The 16,757-nt window shown below is 60.3% G+C and carries 13 protein-coding genes and 1 pseudogene; 8 read left to right on the forward strand and 6 right to left on the reverse strand.

The genetic code is table 11. The features are described 5' to 3' along the window. The first annotated feature begins 48 nt into the window (after nucleotides 1-48). Nucleotides 49-477 (forward strand): annotated as a pseudogene (locus tag FJ145_06260) (hypothetical protein). Next, nucleotides 441-1,889, forward strand: coding sequence for a hypothetical protein (locus FJ145_06265; GenBank protein ID MBM4261033.1), 1,449 nt, complete (start codon nucleotides 441-443; stop codon nucleotides 1,887-1,889). Before FJ145_06260 ends, FJ145_06265 begins: the two are co-directional and overlap by 37 nt. 106 nt (nucleotides 1,890-1,995) lie before the next feature. On the opposite strand, the gene FJ145_06270 is transcribed toward FJ145_06265, so the two are convergent. The 3 genes from FJ145_06270 to FJ145_06280 are packed head-to-tail and all read right to left on the reverse strand — an operon-like array spanning nucleotide 1,996 to nucleotide 4,361. After that, a complete protein-coding gene (locus FJ145_06270; protein MBM4261034.1) occupies nucleotides 1,996-3,066 on the reverse strand; it encodes an Ldh family oxidoreductase in 1,071 nt (356 codons plus the stop codon). A 9-nt stretch (nucleotides 3,067-3,075) separates the two neighbouring features. Then, nucleotides 3,076-3,786, reverse strand: coding sequence for an MBL fold metallo-hydrolase (locus tag FJ145_06275; protein MBM4261035.1), 711 nt, complete (start codon nucleotides 3,784-3,786; stop codon nucleotides 3,076-3,078). Between the two features lie 8 nt (nucleotides 3,787-3,794). Then, on the reverse strand, nucleotides 3,795-4,361 hold the full coding sequence (locus FJ145_06280) for a hypothetical protein (protein ID MBM4261036.1): 567 nt from the start codon (nucleotides 4,359-4,361) through the stop codon (nucleotides 3,795-3,797). Between the two features lie 198 nt (nucleotides 4,362-4,559). On the opposite strand from FJ145_06280, the gene FJ145_06285 reads away from it, so the two are divergent. Beyond that, nucleotides 4,560-5,036, forward strand: coding sequence for a flavin reductase family protein (locus FJ145_06285; protein MBM4261037.1), 477 nt, complete (start codon nucleotides 4,560-4,562; stop codon nucleotides 5,034-5,036). A gap of 93 nt (nucleotides 5,037-5,129) precedes the next feature. Here the strand turns inward: FJ145_06285 and FJ145_06290 are convergent, their stop codons facing one another. After that, on the reverse strand, nucleotides 5,130-6,101 hold the full coding sequence (locus FJ145_06290) for a hypothetical protein (protein ID MBM4261038.1): 972 nt from the start codon (nucleotides 6,099-6,101) through the stop codon (nucleotides 5,130-5,132). 360 nt (nucleotides 6,102-6,461) lie between these two features. Between FJ145_06290 and FJ145_06295 the strand changes: the two genes are divergently transcribed. Genes FJ145_06295 through xerD form a run of 5 tightly spaced genes read left to right on the forward strand, consistent with a single transcriptional unit; the run spans nucleotide 6,462 to nucleotide 14,648 of the window. Next, the gene (locus FJ145_06295) at nucleotides 6,462-6,941 is read left to right on the forward strand and encodes a MerR family transcriptional regulator (GenBank protein MBM4261039.1); all 480 of its coding nucleotides are present in this window, start codon (nucleotides 6,462-6,464) and stop codon (nucleotides 6,939-6,941) included. A 42-nt stretch (nucleotides 6,942-6,983) separates the two neighbouring features. Next, nucleotides 6,984-9,554: a DNA mismatch repair protein MutS gene (gene mutS, locus FJ145_06300; GenBank protein MBM4261040.1), complete on the forward strand. Its 2,571-nt coding sequence runs from the start codon at nucleotides 6,984-6,986 to the stop codon at nucleotides 9,552-9,554. A 38-nt stretch (nucleotides 9,555-9,592) separates the two neighbouring features. Then, on the forward strand, nucleotides 9,593-11,032 hold the full coding sequence (locus FJ145_06305) for an N-acetylmuramoyl-L-alanine amidase (protein MBM4261041.1): 1,440 nt from the start codon (nucleotides 9,593-9,595) through the stop codon (nucleotides 11,030-11,032). A gap of 15 nt (nucleotides 11,033-11,047) precedes the next feature. Further along, nucleotides 11,048-13,753, forward strand: a complete 2,706-nt coding sequence (glnD, locus tag FJ145_06310) for a [protein-PII] uridylyltransferase (GenBank protein ID MBM4261042.1) — start codon at nucleotides 11,048-11,050, stop codon at nucleotides 13,751-13,753. After that, entirely contained in the window at nucleotides 13,728-14,648 is a 921-nt protein-coding gene (gene xerD, locus FJ145_06315; GenBank protein MBM4261043.1) for a site-specific tyrosine recombinase XerD, read from the forward strand. The genes glnD and xerD overlap by 26 nt, the downstream gene beginning before the upstream one ends. Before the next feature lie 24 nt (nucleotides 14,649-14,672). On the opposite strand, the gene FJ145_06320 is transcribed toward xerD, so the two are convergent. Then, a complete protein-coding gene (locus tag FJ145_06320; protein ID MBM4261044.1) occupies nucleotides 14,673-16,055 on the reverse strand; it encodes an amidohydrolase family protein in 1,383 nt (460 codons plus the stop codon). A 103-nt stretch (nucleotides 16,056-16,158) separates the two neighbouring features. After that, nucleotides 16,159-16,752 carry a hypothetical protein gene (locus tag FJ145_06325; GenBank protein MBM4261045.1) on the reverse strand — a complete coding sequence of 198 codons (594 nt, stop codon included), beginning with the start codon at nucleotides 16,750-16,752 and terminating at the stop codon, nucleotides 16,159-16,161. Between the last annotated feature and the right edge of the window lie 5 nt (nucleotides 16,753-16,757).

The following is a 16,757-nucleotide window of genomic DNA, read 5'->3' on the forward strand; positions in this document are numbered from 1 at the left end:
CGTCGCCGAGCCATTACAAACCTCGCCAATCGTGCGGCTGCGAAGCCTATGACCGAAAACCCCCAGAGCACGGCAGCTGACGCTGCCAAACAAAGCGTCCCCCTGACCCGCGCCGCGCACGCCCAGTGGTACAAAGATGCAATCCTTTGCGAAATCCATGTGCGCGCCTTTTGCGATGGCAATGGCGATGGTATCGGTGACTTTAAAGGGCTCACTGAAAAGCTCGACTACTTGCAGGACCTGGGGTTTACGGCAATCTGGCTCTTGCCGTTCTAGCCGTCGCCGCTGCGCGACGACGGCTACGATATTTCCGACTACACCGACATTCATCCGAGTTATGGCACGCTGCAAGATTTTCGCGCTTTTTTGAGAGCGGCGCACCAGCGCAATCTGCGGGTCGTCACCGAGCTGGTGATCAACCATACCTCGGATCAGCACCCCTGGTTCCAGCGCGCGCGGCGCGGCAAGTGCGATTGATCGATGCGGTGCCGTTGCGTGCCAACGGTGCGACCGCCTACGTCAGTATCGTGCAAGTGCAGTACCACGAGGGAGCTGCGGAAGATTATCTGCTGCCGATTCGCTATGCGAGTGGCGAGCGTTCGGGAGAGCTTAAGCTTTCCCAGGCCGTCATCGCTCAGCTGGCCGTGGGGTTGCAGCCAGTCGAGGAGGGCGTTGTCTATGATGCGCTGATCGACGCCGACTTCGCCGGCACGCTGCGCGACGCCAGCGTGCGGCGTCGGGTTGTGAAATCAGCGGATGAGGATGGCATTGAAGTAGCGGCCGTGCCAGCGCGCGGCTTGCGCAAACTAATCGGTCCGCCGGCGATCATCCCGGCGGCCACCTGGGTGCGCGACGAGGAAAACCATACTTCCGTGATATTTGGCGAGCGCTTGGTGCTCAGGGTGTTTCGACGCTTGTATGCGGGCATCCATCCCGATTTGAAAATTAATCGCTTTTTGAACGATAGGACGAGTTTTCGCCACGTTCCGACGCTGGCCGGACACATCGAGCTGCGCTGCCCCGATCGCGCGCCGACGGTGGTGGCGATCCTCCAGGGCCGGGTGTTGCACGAAGCCGACGCTTGGAGCTACACACTCGACGCGCTGAAGCAGTTTTTTGAGCGGTGTCTGCCACGTCCCTGTGACGTTGAATTTCCGCGCCGTCATCTCGTCGACTTGGCGGAGGAAGAGATTTCCGAGGCGGCGCAGGAGCTGATCGGTGGCTACCTTGCGTCCGCGGGACTTTTGGGACAACGCACCGGCGAGTTCCACATTGCGCTGTCGAACGCTGGCGAGGAGCCGCAATTCGCCCCTGAGCCATTCACGTTGCAGGACCGCCAATCGTTATATCAGAACCTGCGCGCCTCGGCGCAGCGAGCGCTGGCACTCCTGCGCCAGCGCTTGGCGCAACTGGCGGAACCGCTCAAGCCTCTAGCCAGCGAGATTGGCGGCGCCGAGGGGCGCCTTTTGGCGCGCTACCGGATGCCGCTCGATAGGAAGATTACCGGGCTGCGGCTGCGCTGCCATGGCGATTACCATCTCGGACGAGTGCTGTTTACCGGCAAGGATTTTGTGCTCGTCGATTTCTCGGGCGAGCCCGGTCGCCTGCTCGGTGAGCGGCGCCTGAAGCGCCCGGCATTGCGCGACGTGGCATCCATGCTGCGCTCGTTCGACAATGCGGCCCGGGTGGCCGTGCGCACCAGCGGTCATCGCGTCGAGGACGCGGTGGCGCTCGAACCTGGGCGCACTTTTGGAATCGCTGGGTTTGCGCCGTGTTTCTCAAGAGGTATTTTCAAGCGGTTCAGCGCAGTGCTTTTCTGCCGAAAACCAAAGAAGAAAACAAAGTGCTGCTCGACGTGCTCCTGCTCGATAGGGCGATTTATGAATTGACCGACGCACTCAACACTCGATTGGAGTGGGTTGACGTGCCGCTGGGTGGCTTGGTCGAGCTGCTAAATCGCGAGGAGTGACTCTTGCGCCACCGATCAAAGCGCGCCTACTGTAGCTGGATCGGCGGCGTGGCTACTTTGAGCGTACCGGCTAATTCCTTCAGCGCTTCCCAGGTCGGGCCTTCGATCTCGACACCACGCTGTTGGTTCTGCGCTTCGCGGCGCCGCCCCGATTCGCCGGGCAGCAGTATCTCGCTGAAACCGGGTGCGCACTTTGTCGATTTGATGAACCCGATCATCTCGTCGACTTTGTCGTAGAACGTCTCCAGCGGTTGAAACTCTTCGACGGCGAAGGCTTGAAGAAACAAACCGTTGACGCCGTGGCCGCGGTTGTCCCAGTAGAGTTTGCCCATGCCGTTGCCGGAAAGCAGCCCTGCGAGTATTTCCGTCATCAGCGCGACACCCGAGCCCTTGTAGCCGCCGAAGGCGGTGAAGACGCCGCGCGGCGGGCCGCGAAAGGCGTCGAAGTCAGTGGTCGGGTTGCCGTGGCCGTCGAGCATGACCCCTGCGGGGATTTTCTCTTTGGCGCGCACGCGCTTTTGTATTTCACCCATGCTCATGGACGCGGTGGCGAAATCTAGAATAATCTGCTTGCCGCCGCGCGCCGGGATGCCAAAGGCCATCGGGTTGGTGCCGGTGATCGGTTTCATGGCGCCGTAAAGCGCGGTGACGGCCGAGCCGACGCAGGCTGCGCCGATGCCGATCATGCCCTGGGCGGTGGCCATCTCCATGTAGTCGGCTAACCTGCCGGTGTGGCCGGCGCGCCGCAGGGTGACGATGCCGGCGCCGTGTTCTTTGGTTTTCTTGATCGCCAGCTCCATGGCGAAGCAGGCGGCCACCTGGCCGATGTAATGTTTGCCGTCGACGGCCGCGGCGATTTTGCCTTCCCGCTCGATGGCCGGCCGCTCTTTGATCTGGTAGGTGCCGTCTTTGATCCAGTCTAAATAGGGCCTGACGCGAATCACGCCGTGGCCGGCGTAGCCGCGCAGCTCGCCGCGCACCAGCAGGTCGGCGACGAGCTTGGCATCGTCGGCGGGCATGCCGCCCTTGGACAGCAGTTGATGACAAAACTCTAGGAGTTGTTGAGGGTCGACCTTTGGCAACGGGTGGCTCCGGATTGTGTGGAGTTAGATGCCTTCGCCCATGCCGCGCTGGCGGAAAAACGGTGTGCGGTTCCATTCAAAAGCTTCTTGAATTTTGCGTGGCAGGGGCGGTTTGCGCGAGGTCATGAACCGGATGAACTCGTCTTTCGAAGTGATTGTCATACGCGGATTTTTTTGTTTCTCGTCGCCCAGCGTCGAAACCGCCTCGCGATAGTCGTGGCCGGGGTAGAGGCGCAGGTCGCCGCCCAGCGCTTCGAGGCGGCGCAGGCTATGCCACTGACTCTCGGCGCTGCCGCCGGGCAGGTCGGTGCGGCCGCAGCCACCGATCAAAAGCGTGTCGCCGGTGAAAATCCGGTCGTTGAAGAGCAAACACATCGAGTCGAGGGTATGGCCCGGTGTGGCGACGACTTTGAGCGCCTGGCGGCCGAATTTTATCTCGTCGCCGTCATCGACGCGAATATCGATGTAGGGCGCGTCGGCAGCCCGGTGCATGACCACTTGGATGCCATAGCGCTCGCGCATGACTTTGCATGCCGAGTTGTGATCGGCGTGGGTGTGGGTGTCGATGGCGTAAAGTAGTTTGGCCTTGAGAAATTCCGCCAGCCCGACGTAATCGTCCGCCTTGTCAATTTCTGGGTCGATGACGATGCAGACTTTTTCCGCGGCGCAGCCAAGAATATAGGACAGGCAGCCCGCGGAGCGGATCTGCTCGAAAAAGATTTCAGCGCCGCTCATGGAGACTCTTACTTCGATGCCGGCACGGGAATCAGCTTTTGCTTCTCGATGTTGTAGCGGCTGCGATCGATCTTATCCAAATCATAACTCAAGAAACGAAATACCACGCCAGGTCCTTGGACCGCGTTGGTCGAATGGATCTCACCTTTCAAGTAGGGGATCACGGTGCCGGCTGAAAGCTTGTCGAGGCGGTGCTGTGCCAGCACCGCTTTGCCCGGCTCAGCGCCGTCATCGGTGCGTTTGAAAGTCTTGATCTCGGTGAGCCCGGTGTAGGCGCCGTAGACCACCCAGCAGGGGCCGTGATCGTGCGGCGTGTTGCCGTGGCCCTGCTTGTGCACATGGCCCATCTGGATAAAGCCATGATCCGGATCGCGGTAGAGCTCGCGCGACGGTTTGCCGTCGCCGATCAGCTCGGCCATCCAGGGGTCGTTGGGGCTGGTCGAGGCGAAGAGTTTTTCCATTGCCGCTTTGACTTTGAAGGGCAGCTGCGGATCTTTGCCGTCGCCCCAAATCGCGCGAACTTCAGCGATATATTGCTCCAGTGTGTTAGCGGCTTTGCGTTCTTGTACGGCCATAAGGAATCTCCTTTCGATAGCGTATGTCTATCACGCCCCGAGCTTATTCGTCTAGTTGCTGCGCTGGAAGCTTTTCGGTTCTGGAATTTGAAATCTGCAATTTGTAATGCCGAGCGTTAGCGAGGCGGTCCTGATTGACAGCACCGCCGGCGCTCTGTTACCTGTGAGAAAAAATTTTTTCACGATCGTGAGTGAATCATGACCATCGAAGCACAGGAACTACGCCGGGTGATGGGGCACTTTGCCACCGGCGTGACAGTGATCACAACCAAAGACCAGGGCGGCGCGCCGCAGGGATTGACGGCGAATGCTTTCATGTCGCTTTCGCTCAATCCGCCGCTCGTGATCATCAGCGTCGACAAGGGCGCCACATGTTATAACTGCTTTGAAAAGGGCAACGGCTACACCGTCAATTTCTTAAGCGAAGATCAAGAGGATATCTCCAAGCGCTTTGCCACCAAGGGTATCGACAAGTTCGCCGGCCTCAATTGGCACGAAGGGCAAAACGGTGCGGCGATCATCGATGGCGTGCTCGGCCATGTCGAGTGCCGCATCACCCAGAGCTACGACGGCGGCGATCACACCATCGTCGTCGGCGAGATCCTCAACGTCGCCGCCACCGGCGAACGGCCGCTGCTGTTTTTTCGCGGGAAGTATCAGAAACTGCCAAACTAAAAAGCGGAAACGCGGAAAGCGGAAACGTGGAAAAAATCAGCCCGAGGTTTCTTGGGATTTGAAATTTCCGCTTTCCGCGTTTCTGTTTTGGCCCTAGGCGCCCAGCGCCAGCGCGTTAATACAAGGCAAACCGCTAATCAAAGTCTTGGTCTTGCCCTTCGAGTCGACCTTGATCACTTCGCCGTCGGCGGTGCCGACAAGCACGCTGTCGCCGTCGAAGCCCTCGCACATTTCCATCACGCCGCCGGTCATCTGATCGGTCAAGAATTCCCATTTGGCGCCGTCCTGCGATTTGAAGATCGCGGTTTTGGCGCGCCCTTCACGCAGCCAGGTGCGCGGCCGATCTTGGGTGATGCCGAGAAAGATATTGCCGTTGTCGTCCTCCGCCAACGCGTTGCCGTAGGTGCGGCCGCCCGGCGGCGTCACAGTTGCCCATTTATTGCCGCGGTCGGTGCTGCGCGCCACGCCTTCGCCGCAGGCAGCCACCAACAGGCCGGGGCGTTTTTGCGCCGACAGGATGCTGTGCAAGTCGGGGTCGGTGAGGCCGTCGTTACGTTTGGTCCAGTTCTGGCCGTCGTCTTCGCTGACCAGAATGCCACCGACTTCGATGCCGCAGTAGATGCGGTTACCGGATTTTTCAGTTGTCAAAACCCGAGTGCGCGGCGCCAAGTCGGGGTTGGGTGGAAAGGTGCCGCCCAGGGCGCCCTGGCGAATGCCTTTGATCTCTTCCCAGCCTTTGCCCTCAGGTTTTACGTACAAGCAGGCCGGCCGGGTGCCGACCATGACTTTGCCGGGCAGCGCCAGCATCGCAGACATTTCCAAGATCGGCACGTTGGGCTCGGCGCGCTTCCACTCCTTGCCGGCATCAATGGTCACAAACATGCCGGAGTGCTCGGTGCCGGCGTAGACTTTCTTGCGATCGCCGGGGTCCACCTGGATGCAGCTCATCTGCCAAAACGTCAGGGCGCGATCGGTCTGCTGCCAATCTTCGCCGTTTCGTTCAAATCGATACCAGCCGGAATGGGTCGCCAAGTGAATCGCTTTGTTTGTGCCGTTGGTCGCCATAAAACACCTCCCAGGTTTGAGTTTAGCGTTTGGGGTCTAGTGTCTAGCGTTTCCTTGAACTTCCGCGGTTAAACGCTAGGCGCTAGACGTCTAACTAGTTTCCCTGAGAATACGTCGGAGGTGAATTCGGCGTCAAGAGGGGCCGCGCTGTGCGCAGCGGTTGCGGGTTTCGAGTTCCGGGTTGTTCGGGGTCGATCGAGCCAACAACCGCGAATGAGGGGACCCATACCGCTTTACATCGAGCGCCCAAGTCCGGTGAACCCGAAACCACGCAGATCGGGTTGACAACCCGATCTGCGCCCTCTACCCTGAGGAAAACATTGATGTTTCCATTTGTCATTGCCGAAACCGGGCGGTGGTATGGACGCCTATGACAGCAAAACTGCAAGCCGCATTGTCGGTGTGAGTTTGCGGCAAATTCAATACTGGGATGAGCGCGGCTTTGTCCGGCCGTCGGTGCGGCTTGCCGGCGGGCGCGGCACCAAGCGGCTTTATTCCTTTCACGATTTGATCTGTCTCAAGGTCGTAAAGGACCTGGCCGGTTATGGCTTTAGCCTGCAGCGGATCCGGCGCTGCCTGCAGCCGTTGCGCAAAGCCGATGGCCGCGCGATCGAGGTGACCCATGGCTCGCGCTATCTCACCAACGGCGAAGATTTGTTCATGATCACCAGCGACCGCGAAAAGATTTTGGGCGCCATGGAGCGCCAGTTCGTGTTGTCATTGGGCATCGGCCATTTGGTGCAGGAGTTGTCGGGCGCGGTGGCGCGCGCGGCGCTGCCGGCACGGCGCCGGCGCGCGCTCTTGAACGGTGCGGGGGAAAAATTCAGCGGACGCGCCTAGCGGCGGATTCCAGATTACCAATTCCAGATTCCAGATATTTCGATGGAACCGACGAAAGTCACGCCGATGATGCAGCAGTACCTGCAGATCAAGGAGCGCCATCGCGACGCGATTTTGTTTTTTCGTCTGGGCGATTTCTACGAAATGTTTTTCGAAGACGCGCAGACCGCCTCGAAGATTCTCGACATCGCATTGACGGCGCGCAACAAGACCGACGACGGTTCGGTGCCGCTGTGCGGCGTGCCGTACCATTCGGCGGAACCTTATATACAAAAACTGCTCGACGCCGGCCACAAGGTTGCCGTCTGCGAGCAGGTCGAAGACCCGGCGCTAGCCAAGGGCGTGGTCAAGCGCGAAGTCGTGCGGGTGATTACGCCGGGTACGGTGACCGCGGTCGAAGCGCTCGATGCCCGCGGCAACAATTTTCTTTGCGCGGTGGTTAAAGCCGAGCAGCGTTTTGGTCTCGCCCTGAGCGATATCACCACCGGGGAATTTCGCTGCACGGAAACCGCCGACTGGGAGCTCTTGTTGACCGAGCTGAGCCGCATCAAGCCGAGCGAGCTCTTGCTGCCGGAGCCCGAGCGGGCCCTTTCGGAGAAGCTCCGGCGCGAATTTCCGGCGGTTCATTTGACTCCCGTTGGCGCGGAAACTTTTTCTCAAGCGGCACGCGATCGCATGACGTCACGCGGCGATCATGCGGTCGGCGTCGGCGCGGCCTCGGCGATTCTCGCCTATCTCGAACGCAATGCCGGCGAGTCGCTCAAGCTGCTGCGCGAGCTGGAAGTTTATGCGGTTGCCAACAATTTGATTTTGGACGAGAGCACGCGGGTCAATTTGGAGCTAATCACGAGCTACGGCGGCGATCGCAAGGGTTCGCTGCTTGCTGTCATTGACCGCACGCTGACGCCCATGGGGGCGCGCCGGCTGCGCCAATGGCTCCTCTACCCACTGCTCGACGAGCGCGCGATCGCGGCGCGCCACGAGGCGGTGCAGGAGCTGGTCGATCATTTTAGATTGCGCGAAGATCTGCAACAAAGTCTCGCGGCGATGCAGGATCTCGAACGCTTGGCCGGGCGGACCCTGGCCGCCTCAGCGTCGCCGAAAGACTTGGTGGCGATCAAACAAACATTGGCGGCCATCGAGGGTCTGCGGCAGTGCGTCGATGTGGCGAGCGCGCCGCTCTTGATCGAGCTGCGCGGTCATTTGCAGCCGTTGCCACAAGTGAGCGATCTGGTCAGCCGCGCCATCATCGACGACCCGCCGTTTGTGATCAAAGAAGGCGGCTTCATTCGCGCCGGTTTCGACCCTGAGTTGGATGAGATTCGCGGCGCCCGCAGCCACGCTAAAGAGTGGATGGCAGCGTTCGAGGCCGACGAGCGGCGCCGCACCGCCATCCAATCCCTCAAGGTGCGCTACAACCGGGTGTTTGGCTACTACATCGAAATCACCAACGCCAATCTCAAGTCGGTGCCGGAAAATTACATTCGCAAGCAGACCATGGCCACCGGTGAGCGCTACTACACGGCGGAGCTAAAAGAATACGAAGCCAAAGTCTTAAATTCCGAAGAGCTAATCGGCCGCATCGAAGCCGAGCTGCTCGCCAAAGTACGCGAGCAAGTGGCGGCGCACTATCCGGCGCTAAAGCAGATGAGCGCGGCGCTGGCGACGTTGGATAGCCTGTTGTCGTTGGCGCGCGTGGCGGAGTCGGAGCGCTTCTGCCGGCCGCGCGTCGATAACGGCCAAAGCCTGTGGTTGCGTGAAGCGCGCCATTCGGTGGTGGAAGCGAGCGTCGGGCGCGGCGCCTTTGTGCCCAACGATTGCACTCTGGACAGTGAAACCCAGCAGATCGTCATGCTCACCGGCCCGAATATGGCCGGTAAGTCGACCTACATGCGCCAAGTCGCGTTGATCGTCATTCTCGCCCAAATGGGCGGCTTCGTGCCGGCGAGCGAAGCCCGCGTGGGCATCGTCGACCGGATTTTCACCCGCATTGGCGCGGCGGATTCGCTGGCGCGCGGCGAGTCGACCTTTATGGTCGAGATGAAAGAGACGGCCAATATTTTGCATCATGCCACTGAGCGTAGCCTGATCGTGCTCGACGAGGTGGGCCGCGGCACGAGTACTTTTGACGGCATCTCGATTGCCTGGGCGGTGGCCGAGTCGCTGCACGACGCGCCGGCGCGGCCGCGCACGCTGTTTGCAACCCATTATCACGAGTTGACGGAGCTGGCGCGCACCTGCCCGCGTGTCAAAAATTTTAACTTTGCCGTCAAAGAATGGCAGGGCGATATCATTTTCCTGCGCAGCCTTGTGGAGGGCGCCGCAAGCCATAGCTACGGCATTCACGTGGCGCGCCTGGCGGGGCTGCCGGCGCCGGTGATCGCCCGGGCCAAGGATATTTTGGCCCAGCTCGAAGGCGCTGCCGCCGGCCGCGAAGTTTTGACGCCCGCGGCAACCCCGGCGGAGCAAAACGAGCCGGTGCAGATGGCGCTTTTTTCTTCGGGCGATAGCAAGCTGCGCGAAGCGCTGCGCCGCGTCGATGTGTCGGCGTTGACGCCCATCGAAGCGATGAACTTATTGTACAAGTTTTCCGAAGAGGCGAAGGGAAAGTAGTTGCGCACGACGATGCTGCTTTTTGTGATGAGGTATTTATGAAAAGCCAACGACTATTTTACATTTGGCTAGCGATTTTTCCTGCGCTCGCGCTCAATCCGCCGGCCTGGGGCGCCCAAGCGGGACGGCGGACTCCGGTGGTCGAGCGGCCGGCGGTGCCCGCCGCGCCGCCGCTTGAAGCAAAGGCGCAGTTAACCGGCGTCCGTTTGCTGTCGTCGCCGACGTACACGCGGGTGACGATGGACCTGACGGAATCGGTGCGCTACGAGATCGGCCGCTTGCCCGAAGACCCGAAGAATAGTTTGCCGCCGCGCATCTTCATCGACATCAGCGGCACGCGCCTGGCGATGGACTCGGCGGAGCCGATTGCGGTGGACGACGGTTTGGTGCGGCGCGTGCGCCTAGGCCAGAACACCGACACAACGGTGCGCGTGGTCCTCGATATGAACAGTTTGCGCGATCATAAGGCGTTCCTGTTGCCGGACCCGTATCGGTTGGTGATCGATGTTCAAGGCGCCGGCAACCGCAGCGCGGAAAACAGCGTCGTCGCGGTGGAGAAAAACGCCGCCGCAGCGCCGGCTGAAGCGGCCAAGGCCGCGGCGCCGGTGCCATCGGCTCCCGAGAGAAATCGGCCGGCTCCGGTTGCGGAAGCGGCCAAGGCTGCGCCGGTGGAGACCGCACGGCCGGCGGCACCGCCACCGACTGTGGCGGAAACGCGCAAGCCCACACCGGTTCCTGAGCGCAGCCGGCAAACCGCGTCGTTGCCGTCAGCGGGCGCGCGCCCGGCAGCACCGGGCATTCGCAAGATCGTTCTCGATCCAGGCCACGGCGGCCGCGACCCCGGCGCCATCGGCGTCGACGGCCTCACTGAGAAAGATATTGTCTTGAAAGTAGCGCGCAAGCTGGCCGCTAAGCTGCAAAAGGACATGGGAATTCAGGTCGTGCTGACGCGCAAGGATGATTCCTATGTGCCGCTGGAAGATCGCACCGCCATTGCCAATTCCCAGGATGCCGACTTGTTTATCTCGCTCCATATGAACGCGGCGACGACGCCCGACGCCCGCGGCTTGGAAACCTACTACTTGGATAATACTACCGATGAGGCATCGATCCGCCTGGCGTCGCGGGAAAACGGCACGCCGCGCGGCAAGATTTCCGATTTACAGTTCATCTTGAGCGACATGATGCAGAACTCGAAGCTCGAAGACTCGATTACTTTAGCGCACAACCTACAGAGCTCAGTGGTGAACACCATGTCCAAGAAAATGGACGTGCGCGATTTGGGCGTGAAGAAGGCGCTCTTCTATGTGCTGGTCGGCGCGCGCATGCCGAGCGTGCTGGTGGAAATGTTCTTTATCACCAACAAGGCCGAAGGCCGCGCCATGGCGCAGGAAGCCTACCAGGATTCGGTCGTTGAGGCGCTCTATGACGGGATTTTGAAATACAACCAGAGCACGCTGGCGGTAAAGACGCTGTAATCATCGACAACCGGCATGGATACCATCGCGCTTTCTCGTTCGTTGCTCGACTCGGTGCAGGGCGAGGCCGATCTCACCCGGCGCGCGCGCAGCTATGCGCAGCGCGGCCGCGAGCTGCTGTTCGAGCGCCACCGCGCCGGCGCCGGCGGTTTGGAGATCGTTTCGGCGTACACGACGATCATCGATCACTTGGTCCGCCACCTGTTCACGGTCGCTGCCGAGGAGTATCAACAGCACCACCCCGCGGAAAAGCTGCGGTGTGCCGTGGTGGCCCAGGGCGGCTACGGGCGCGGCGAGTTGAATCCTCAATCCGATCTCGATCTCTATTTTCTTCACGTCGGTCAGCCGACGCCGTTTGTGCAAGCCGTGGCCAAGAAGCTCTACTACACATTGATGGATGCCGGCTTCACCGTCGGTCATGCGCTGCGCACCAACAACGACTCGATGCGCTTGGCCGAAGCCGACATGAAGGTTCGCACGGCGCTGCTGGATTCGCGTTTTCTTTGCGGCGACTACGGGCTCTACGGCGTGATCGAGCGCGATATTGAGAAACGCTTGCTGCGCAAACAAGCGAGCCGTTTCGTGGCGGAAAAATTGGCGGAAAGCAAGCAACGACACGCGGAGTACGGCGGGTCGGTTTATCTGCTCGAGCCCGAAGTCAAAGAAGGCGAGGGCGGGCTGCGCGATATCCACACGGCGCGCTGGCTGGCGCGTGTGCTGGTGCAGGCCAAGGACCTGGAGGATGTCGCGCTCAAAGGGATCGTCGCCGGCGCCGACGTGGCCAAGCTTAAAGAGGCGCAAAATTTTCTCCTGCGCGTGCGCAACGAGCTGCATTTTTCGACAGGCAAGCATCAGGATCAGTTGACCTTCGAGCACCAGGAGAAAGTCAGCGATGCCTTGGGTTTCCAGGGCGAAGAGATGCTGCGCGGCGTCGAAGTATTCATGCGCCGGTACTATCTCCACGCCGTGGAGATCAGCCGGATCACCAACTTGATCATCCATCGCATGACCAAGCACAAGCGGCCGCTGTTCGCCGCGCGCTACAGCTTCGGGCGCAACCTACGGCTCGGGGTGCGCGTCACCAAATCGCATATGTCCGTCACCAAGCCGGAAATCTTCCAGCGCGAACCGAGCAATCTGATCCGTTTGTTCGAAGATATGCAGAAACATGGCTACGAGCTGGCCCATGAGACCCGTGAAGTGATGCGCGCCCATCTCGGTTTGATCGACGAAGAGTATCGGCGCTCCGCCGAGGCGAATCTGCCGTTCTTTAGCATTCTCAAATGGAAAGAGCGGGTCTACGAAACGCTTTCGGAAATGCATCAGTGCGGCGTCCTCGGGGCTTTTATCCCCGAGTTCGGCCGTCTGCTGTGCATGGTGCTGCACGACGCCTACCACACCTATACGGTGGATCAGCATTCGCTGCGGCTCGTCATGGAAATCGAGCAGCTCAAAGCCGGCGACCATGAGAAAACCTTGCCGCTGCTCACCCAGTTGGCGCGCGAGGCGGACAAGATCGAGCTGCTCTATCTGGGATTATTATTTCACGATATCGGCAAGGGTTTGGGCGGCGGCCATTCCGAAGTGGGCGCCGAGATGGTTCGGCCGATCGCCAAACGCATGAAGCTCAACGCCGACGACGGCGCGCTCGTTGAGTTTCTCGTGCGCCACCATTTGCTGATGACCCACACCGCGTTTCGACGCGATCTCGAGGACGAAAAGACGATTTTCGATTTTGCCAAGACCATGGGCAACGTGCGCAATCTGCAGATGCTCTATCTGCTGACGTTCGCTGACGTGAAGGGCGTTGGCCCCGACGTGTGGAACCCCTGGAAGGCGTCGTTGCTGGGTGAGCTCTACGTCAAGACGTTGAATCTCCTCGAAGAAGCGGAAAAGGGCGAGCTGCAGCGCCAAGACGTGCGCGCAGTGGTGCGGCGCATTCAGACCCGGCTGCGCAAGGAGTTGGCGAAGGACGGCGCCGCGGAGCGCGTTGACGCGTTTCTCGAAATTATGCCCGATCGTTACTTTCTCTCGACGCCCGAGAACGATGTCGCCGGCCATTTTCGCTTGATGGAGAGCTATGACGGCGATGGCGCGGTTGTCGACGTGCAGCATTTTCCCGAGCGGGCTTGCAGCTCGGTGGTCATTTGCACCCAGGACCGCCCCGGTTTGTTTGCGTCGATCACCGGCGCTCTGACGGCACTGGGTTTAGATATCGTCAACGCGCGCATCTTTACGGCCAATGACGGCCGGATCATCGATGTGTTTCGCATCGCGCACCGCGGCAAACGCGATGCCGTCATGAACGAGCAAAAGTGGGGGCGCTTTCGCGCCACGCTAAATAGCGTGTTGGCTGGCAAGACCGACGTGGCGAAGTTGGTCGAGGGCTCGCGCAGATCGATCTTGCTGCAAAAGCGCGTGCCCAAAGTGTCCACCGTCGTGCGCATGGACAACGAAGCGTCGGACGGTTTTACCATCGTCGAGGTGTTTACCGACGATCGCATCGGGGTATTGTTCACGATTACCCACACGTTGTATCAACTTGGCCTGTCGATTCACGTCGCCAAGATCTCCACCAACGTCGATCAGGTCGCCGACGTGTTTTATGTCACTGACGAACGCGGCGGCAAAGTGCTCGATCCGGGTCGTCTCGAAGCCGCGCGCGATGCGCTGCAACGGATTCTGGCGCCGCAGAATGAGCCCAGCCAACGAGTCGCTTAGTCTCTACGTCGACCGCTTCCTGGCGTCGATTACGGTGGAGAAAGGCTTGGCGAAGAATACCGTCGAAGCCTACAGCCGCGACCTCGCGCAGCTCGTCGAATTTCTTACCCAGCAAGGGATCGGTGCATGGCCAGACGTGGAGCCGCTGCAGCTGCGCTCCTACATCGGCTACCTGCGCGAACAGAGACTCGCCAACCGCAGTATCGTGCGCCGCTTGGTCGGGCTGCGCCGGTTGTATCGGTTTCTGAAAATTGAAGGGGTGGTCGCCAAAGACCCGCTGCCGTCGGTGCGCTTCGCCGCTGCTCCCCGCAAACTGCCGAATACTTTATCAGGCGACGACATCGCCAAACTGATCGCCCACCCGGATCCAACCTCGCCGCTCGGCATGCGCGACCGCGCCATGTTCGAGCTGCTCTATGGCGCCGGCCTGCGGGTGTCGGAGTTGATCGGCGTGCAGCTCCAACAAATCAACTTCGATGGCAACTATCTTACGGTGAAAGGCAAGGGCTCTAAGGTGCGGGCGATCCCGTTTGGCAAGTTCGCCCGCGAAAAATTGTATTCGTATGTCACCGACATGCGGCCGCGCCTGCTCAAAGGCAAAGCGAGCCCGTTCGTATTCACCAATCGTTCGGGCAGGCCGCTAAGCCGCCAAGGCTTTTGGAAGATTATCCGCGCCCACGCCCTCGCCGCCGGCATCGACAAGCGGGTCACGCCGCACACCCTGCGCCACTCCTTCGCGACGCATTTGTTAGAAGGCGGCGCCGACCTGCGCTCGGTGCAAGCCATGCTCGGCCACGCCGATATTTCGACGACGCAGATTTACACCCACGTCGACGGCGCGCGCTTGAAGAAAGTTCACCGGGAGTTTCATCCGCGGGAACGCTCGCGAGGCTAAGCAATTGGCAAGATAGGGAGCCGCCTATTTGTTCGGCTTGGCCCATTCGCCGTCGCCGGCTTTACCGGTGACTTTGCCGTCGCGCATGACGACTTTGCCTTTGACGAGTGTCATCGTCGGGACGCCGATGACCTTTTGGCCGGCGTAGGGTGTCCAGCCGCATTTGGAATACATTTCCTCCGTGAGAATGGTTTTTTCTTGTTTCAAGTCGATGATCGCCAGATCGGCGTCGGCGCCGACTTGGATGGTGCCCTTGCGCGGGGCCAGGGCGAATCTTTGCGCCGGATTGTGCGACGTCAAGCGCACGAGTCGATCGAGGCTGATGCGGCCGCGGTTTACCTCGCTCAGAAATAGACTCAAGTATTCTTGTATCACCGGCGCGCCGCCGGGGGCTTCCCACATGTCTTTCCAGCCGATCTCTTTTTCTGCCGAAGTATGCGGCGCATGGTCGGTGCCGCAGACGTCGATGGTGCCGTCGCGGATGGCGTCCCACATGGCGAGACTGTCTGCTTCGGGGAGCCAGATGCCGAGGGCGTAGGGGCCGAGCTTGGTCAGGTTCTCGCGCTTGTGGCCGAGAAAAAGCGCCCAAGGGTTGACCTCGGCGGTGACGTCTTGGCCCTTGTCTTTGGCGCGGCGAATCAGTTCGACCGCGCCCAGCGTGTTGACGTGAAGCACGTGCAGTTTGGCGCCGGTCGCTTCTTGCATGCGCAGCAGCGTGGCGATCGCGCTATCCCAGACGATGCCTTTGTGCGCTCGATAGGCGTCGGCGTAGGCGGTCGGGCCGCGCAGGCCGCGCTTCCAATAGCCTTGCTCGACCACGTCCATGATTTCCTGGCTGTGCGGATGGACCATCAGCGGCAGGTTGGTCTCGGCGACGGCTTCGAAGATGCGCAGGAGATCGCCCTGGTGGCTGACGCCAATGCCGGGCATGTGGGGATAGCTGCGCCGGGTGTCGCGAATCATGAACAGCTTGAATGCCAAGGCACCGGACTTGGCGAGTTTGGGGACCTCTTTCAGATGGGTCGGCGCCGGGTTGTGATTGAAGTGCACGACCGCTTTCTTAACGCCGTTTTTCACGATGCTGTTGTAACGGGCCAACGTAGTCGTCGGCGGATTGACGTTGGGCATGCCGACCGAGAGTGTCACGCCGCCGGCCGCGGCAGCCTGGGTGGCCGTGAACAAGTCTTCCTTGTGGGTATAGCCGGGATCGCGGTGGTGCGTGTGGGTATCGATGAGGCCGGGAACGATCGCTTTGCCGGATGCGTCGATGGTTTCCTTCGCTTCGGCAAAAACGTCGGCGCTACCCAGCGCGGCAATCTTGCCGCGATGAATGGCCAGATCGGTTGTGACGATGCCACCGGGCGTCCAGACGGCGCCGTTTTTAATAACAAGATCGAAGCTTGCCATCGAATCCTTGAATCGCCACGAAGATCACGAAGGACAAGAAGCTGTGGAGCATTTCTTGAGATCCGACTTCGTGCATCTTCGTGGTGAGTGAAAATTTTGCAGCTTAGGCGGTGATTTCGTACGGGACGTTGGTCGGCCCTTCGATGCGGCGGTGTGTGTTCGTCGCCATATCGTAGTTGCCCTGGGGTACTTTGCCGGCGACACGCTCAGAGCGCAGAATCAAGCCGTAGGATTTTCCCGGCCCGCCATGTTCGGCATGAATGTCGAAGGGCGGCACCAGGTCGCATTTTCCCGGCGTTCCCAAAGTAGTGCTCTCCAGCTCCAGCTTGGCGTAGCCCTCTTTACTGTGATCGTCGACGCGGCGATAGCGCTCCAAAGTCTCCGTGCCTTCAAGCAAGCCATAAGCAGTCCACGCATGGGCATGATCGTGAATGCTGCCTTTGCGGTTGGCGCCATGCACGACGCCGTTGACGACGAAGCCGTAGTCAGGGTCTTCGTAGAAAAGCAGATTACGCCGGCCGCCGTCGGTGTCGGGCCACGTCTTGCAGGTCGCGCGCATCGACGGATCGTTGACCAGCTCCTGGAGCAACTCGCGGCCTTTTTTCATGCGCGCTTCGGTATCCGGTAGTTCTTGCCAAGCTGCGCGCAATTCTTGAATGAATTTTTCGAATGCCGGGAGTCTTTTCGCCGTCGACATAAATA

The organism is Deltaproteobacteria bacterium, from assembly GCA_016874755.1.
Classification (GTDB): Bacteria; Desulfobacterota; Binatia; order UBA9968; family UBA9968; genus DP-20.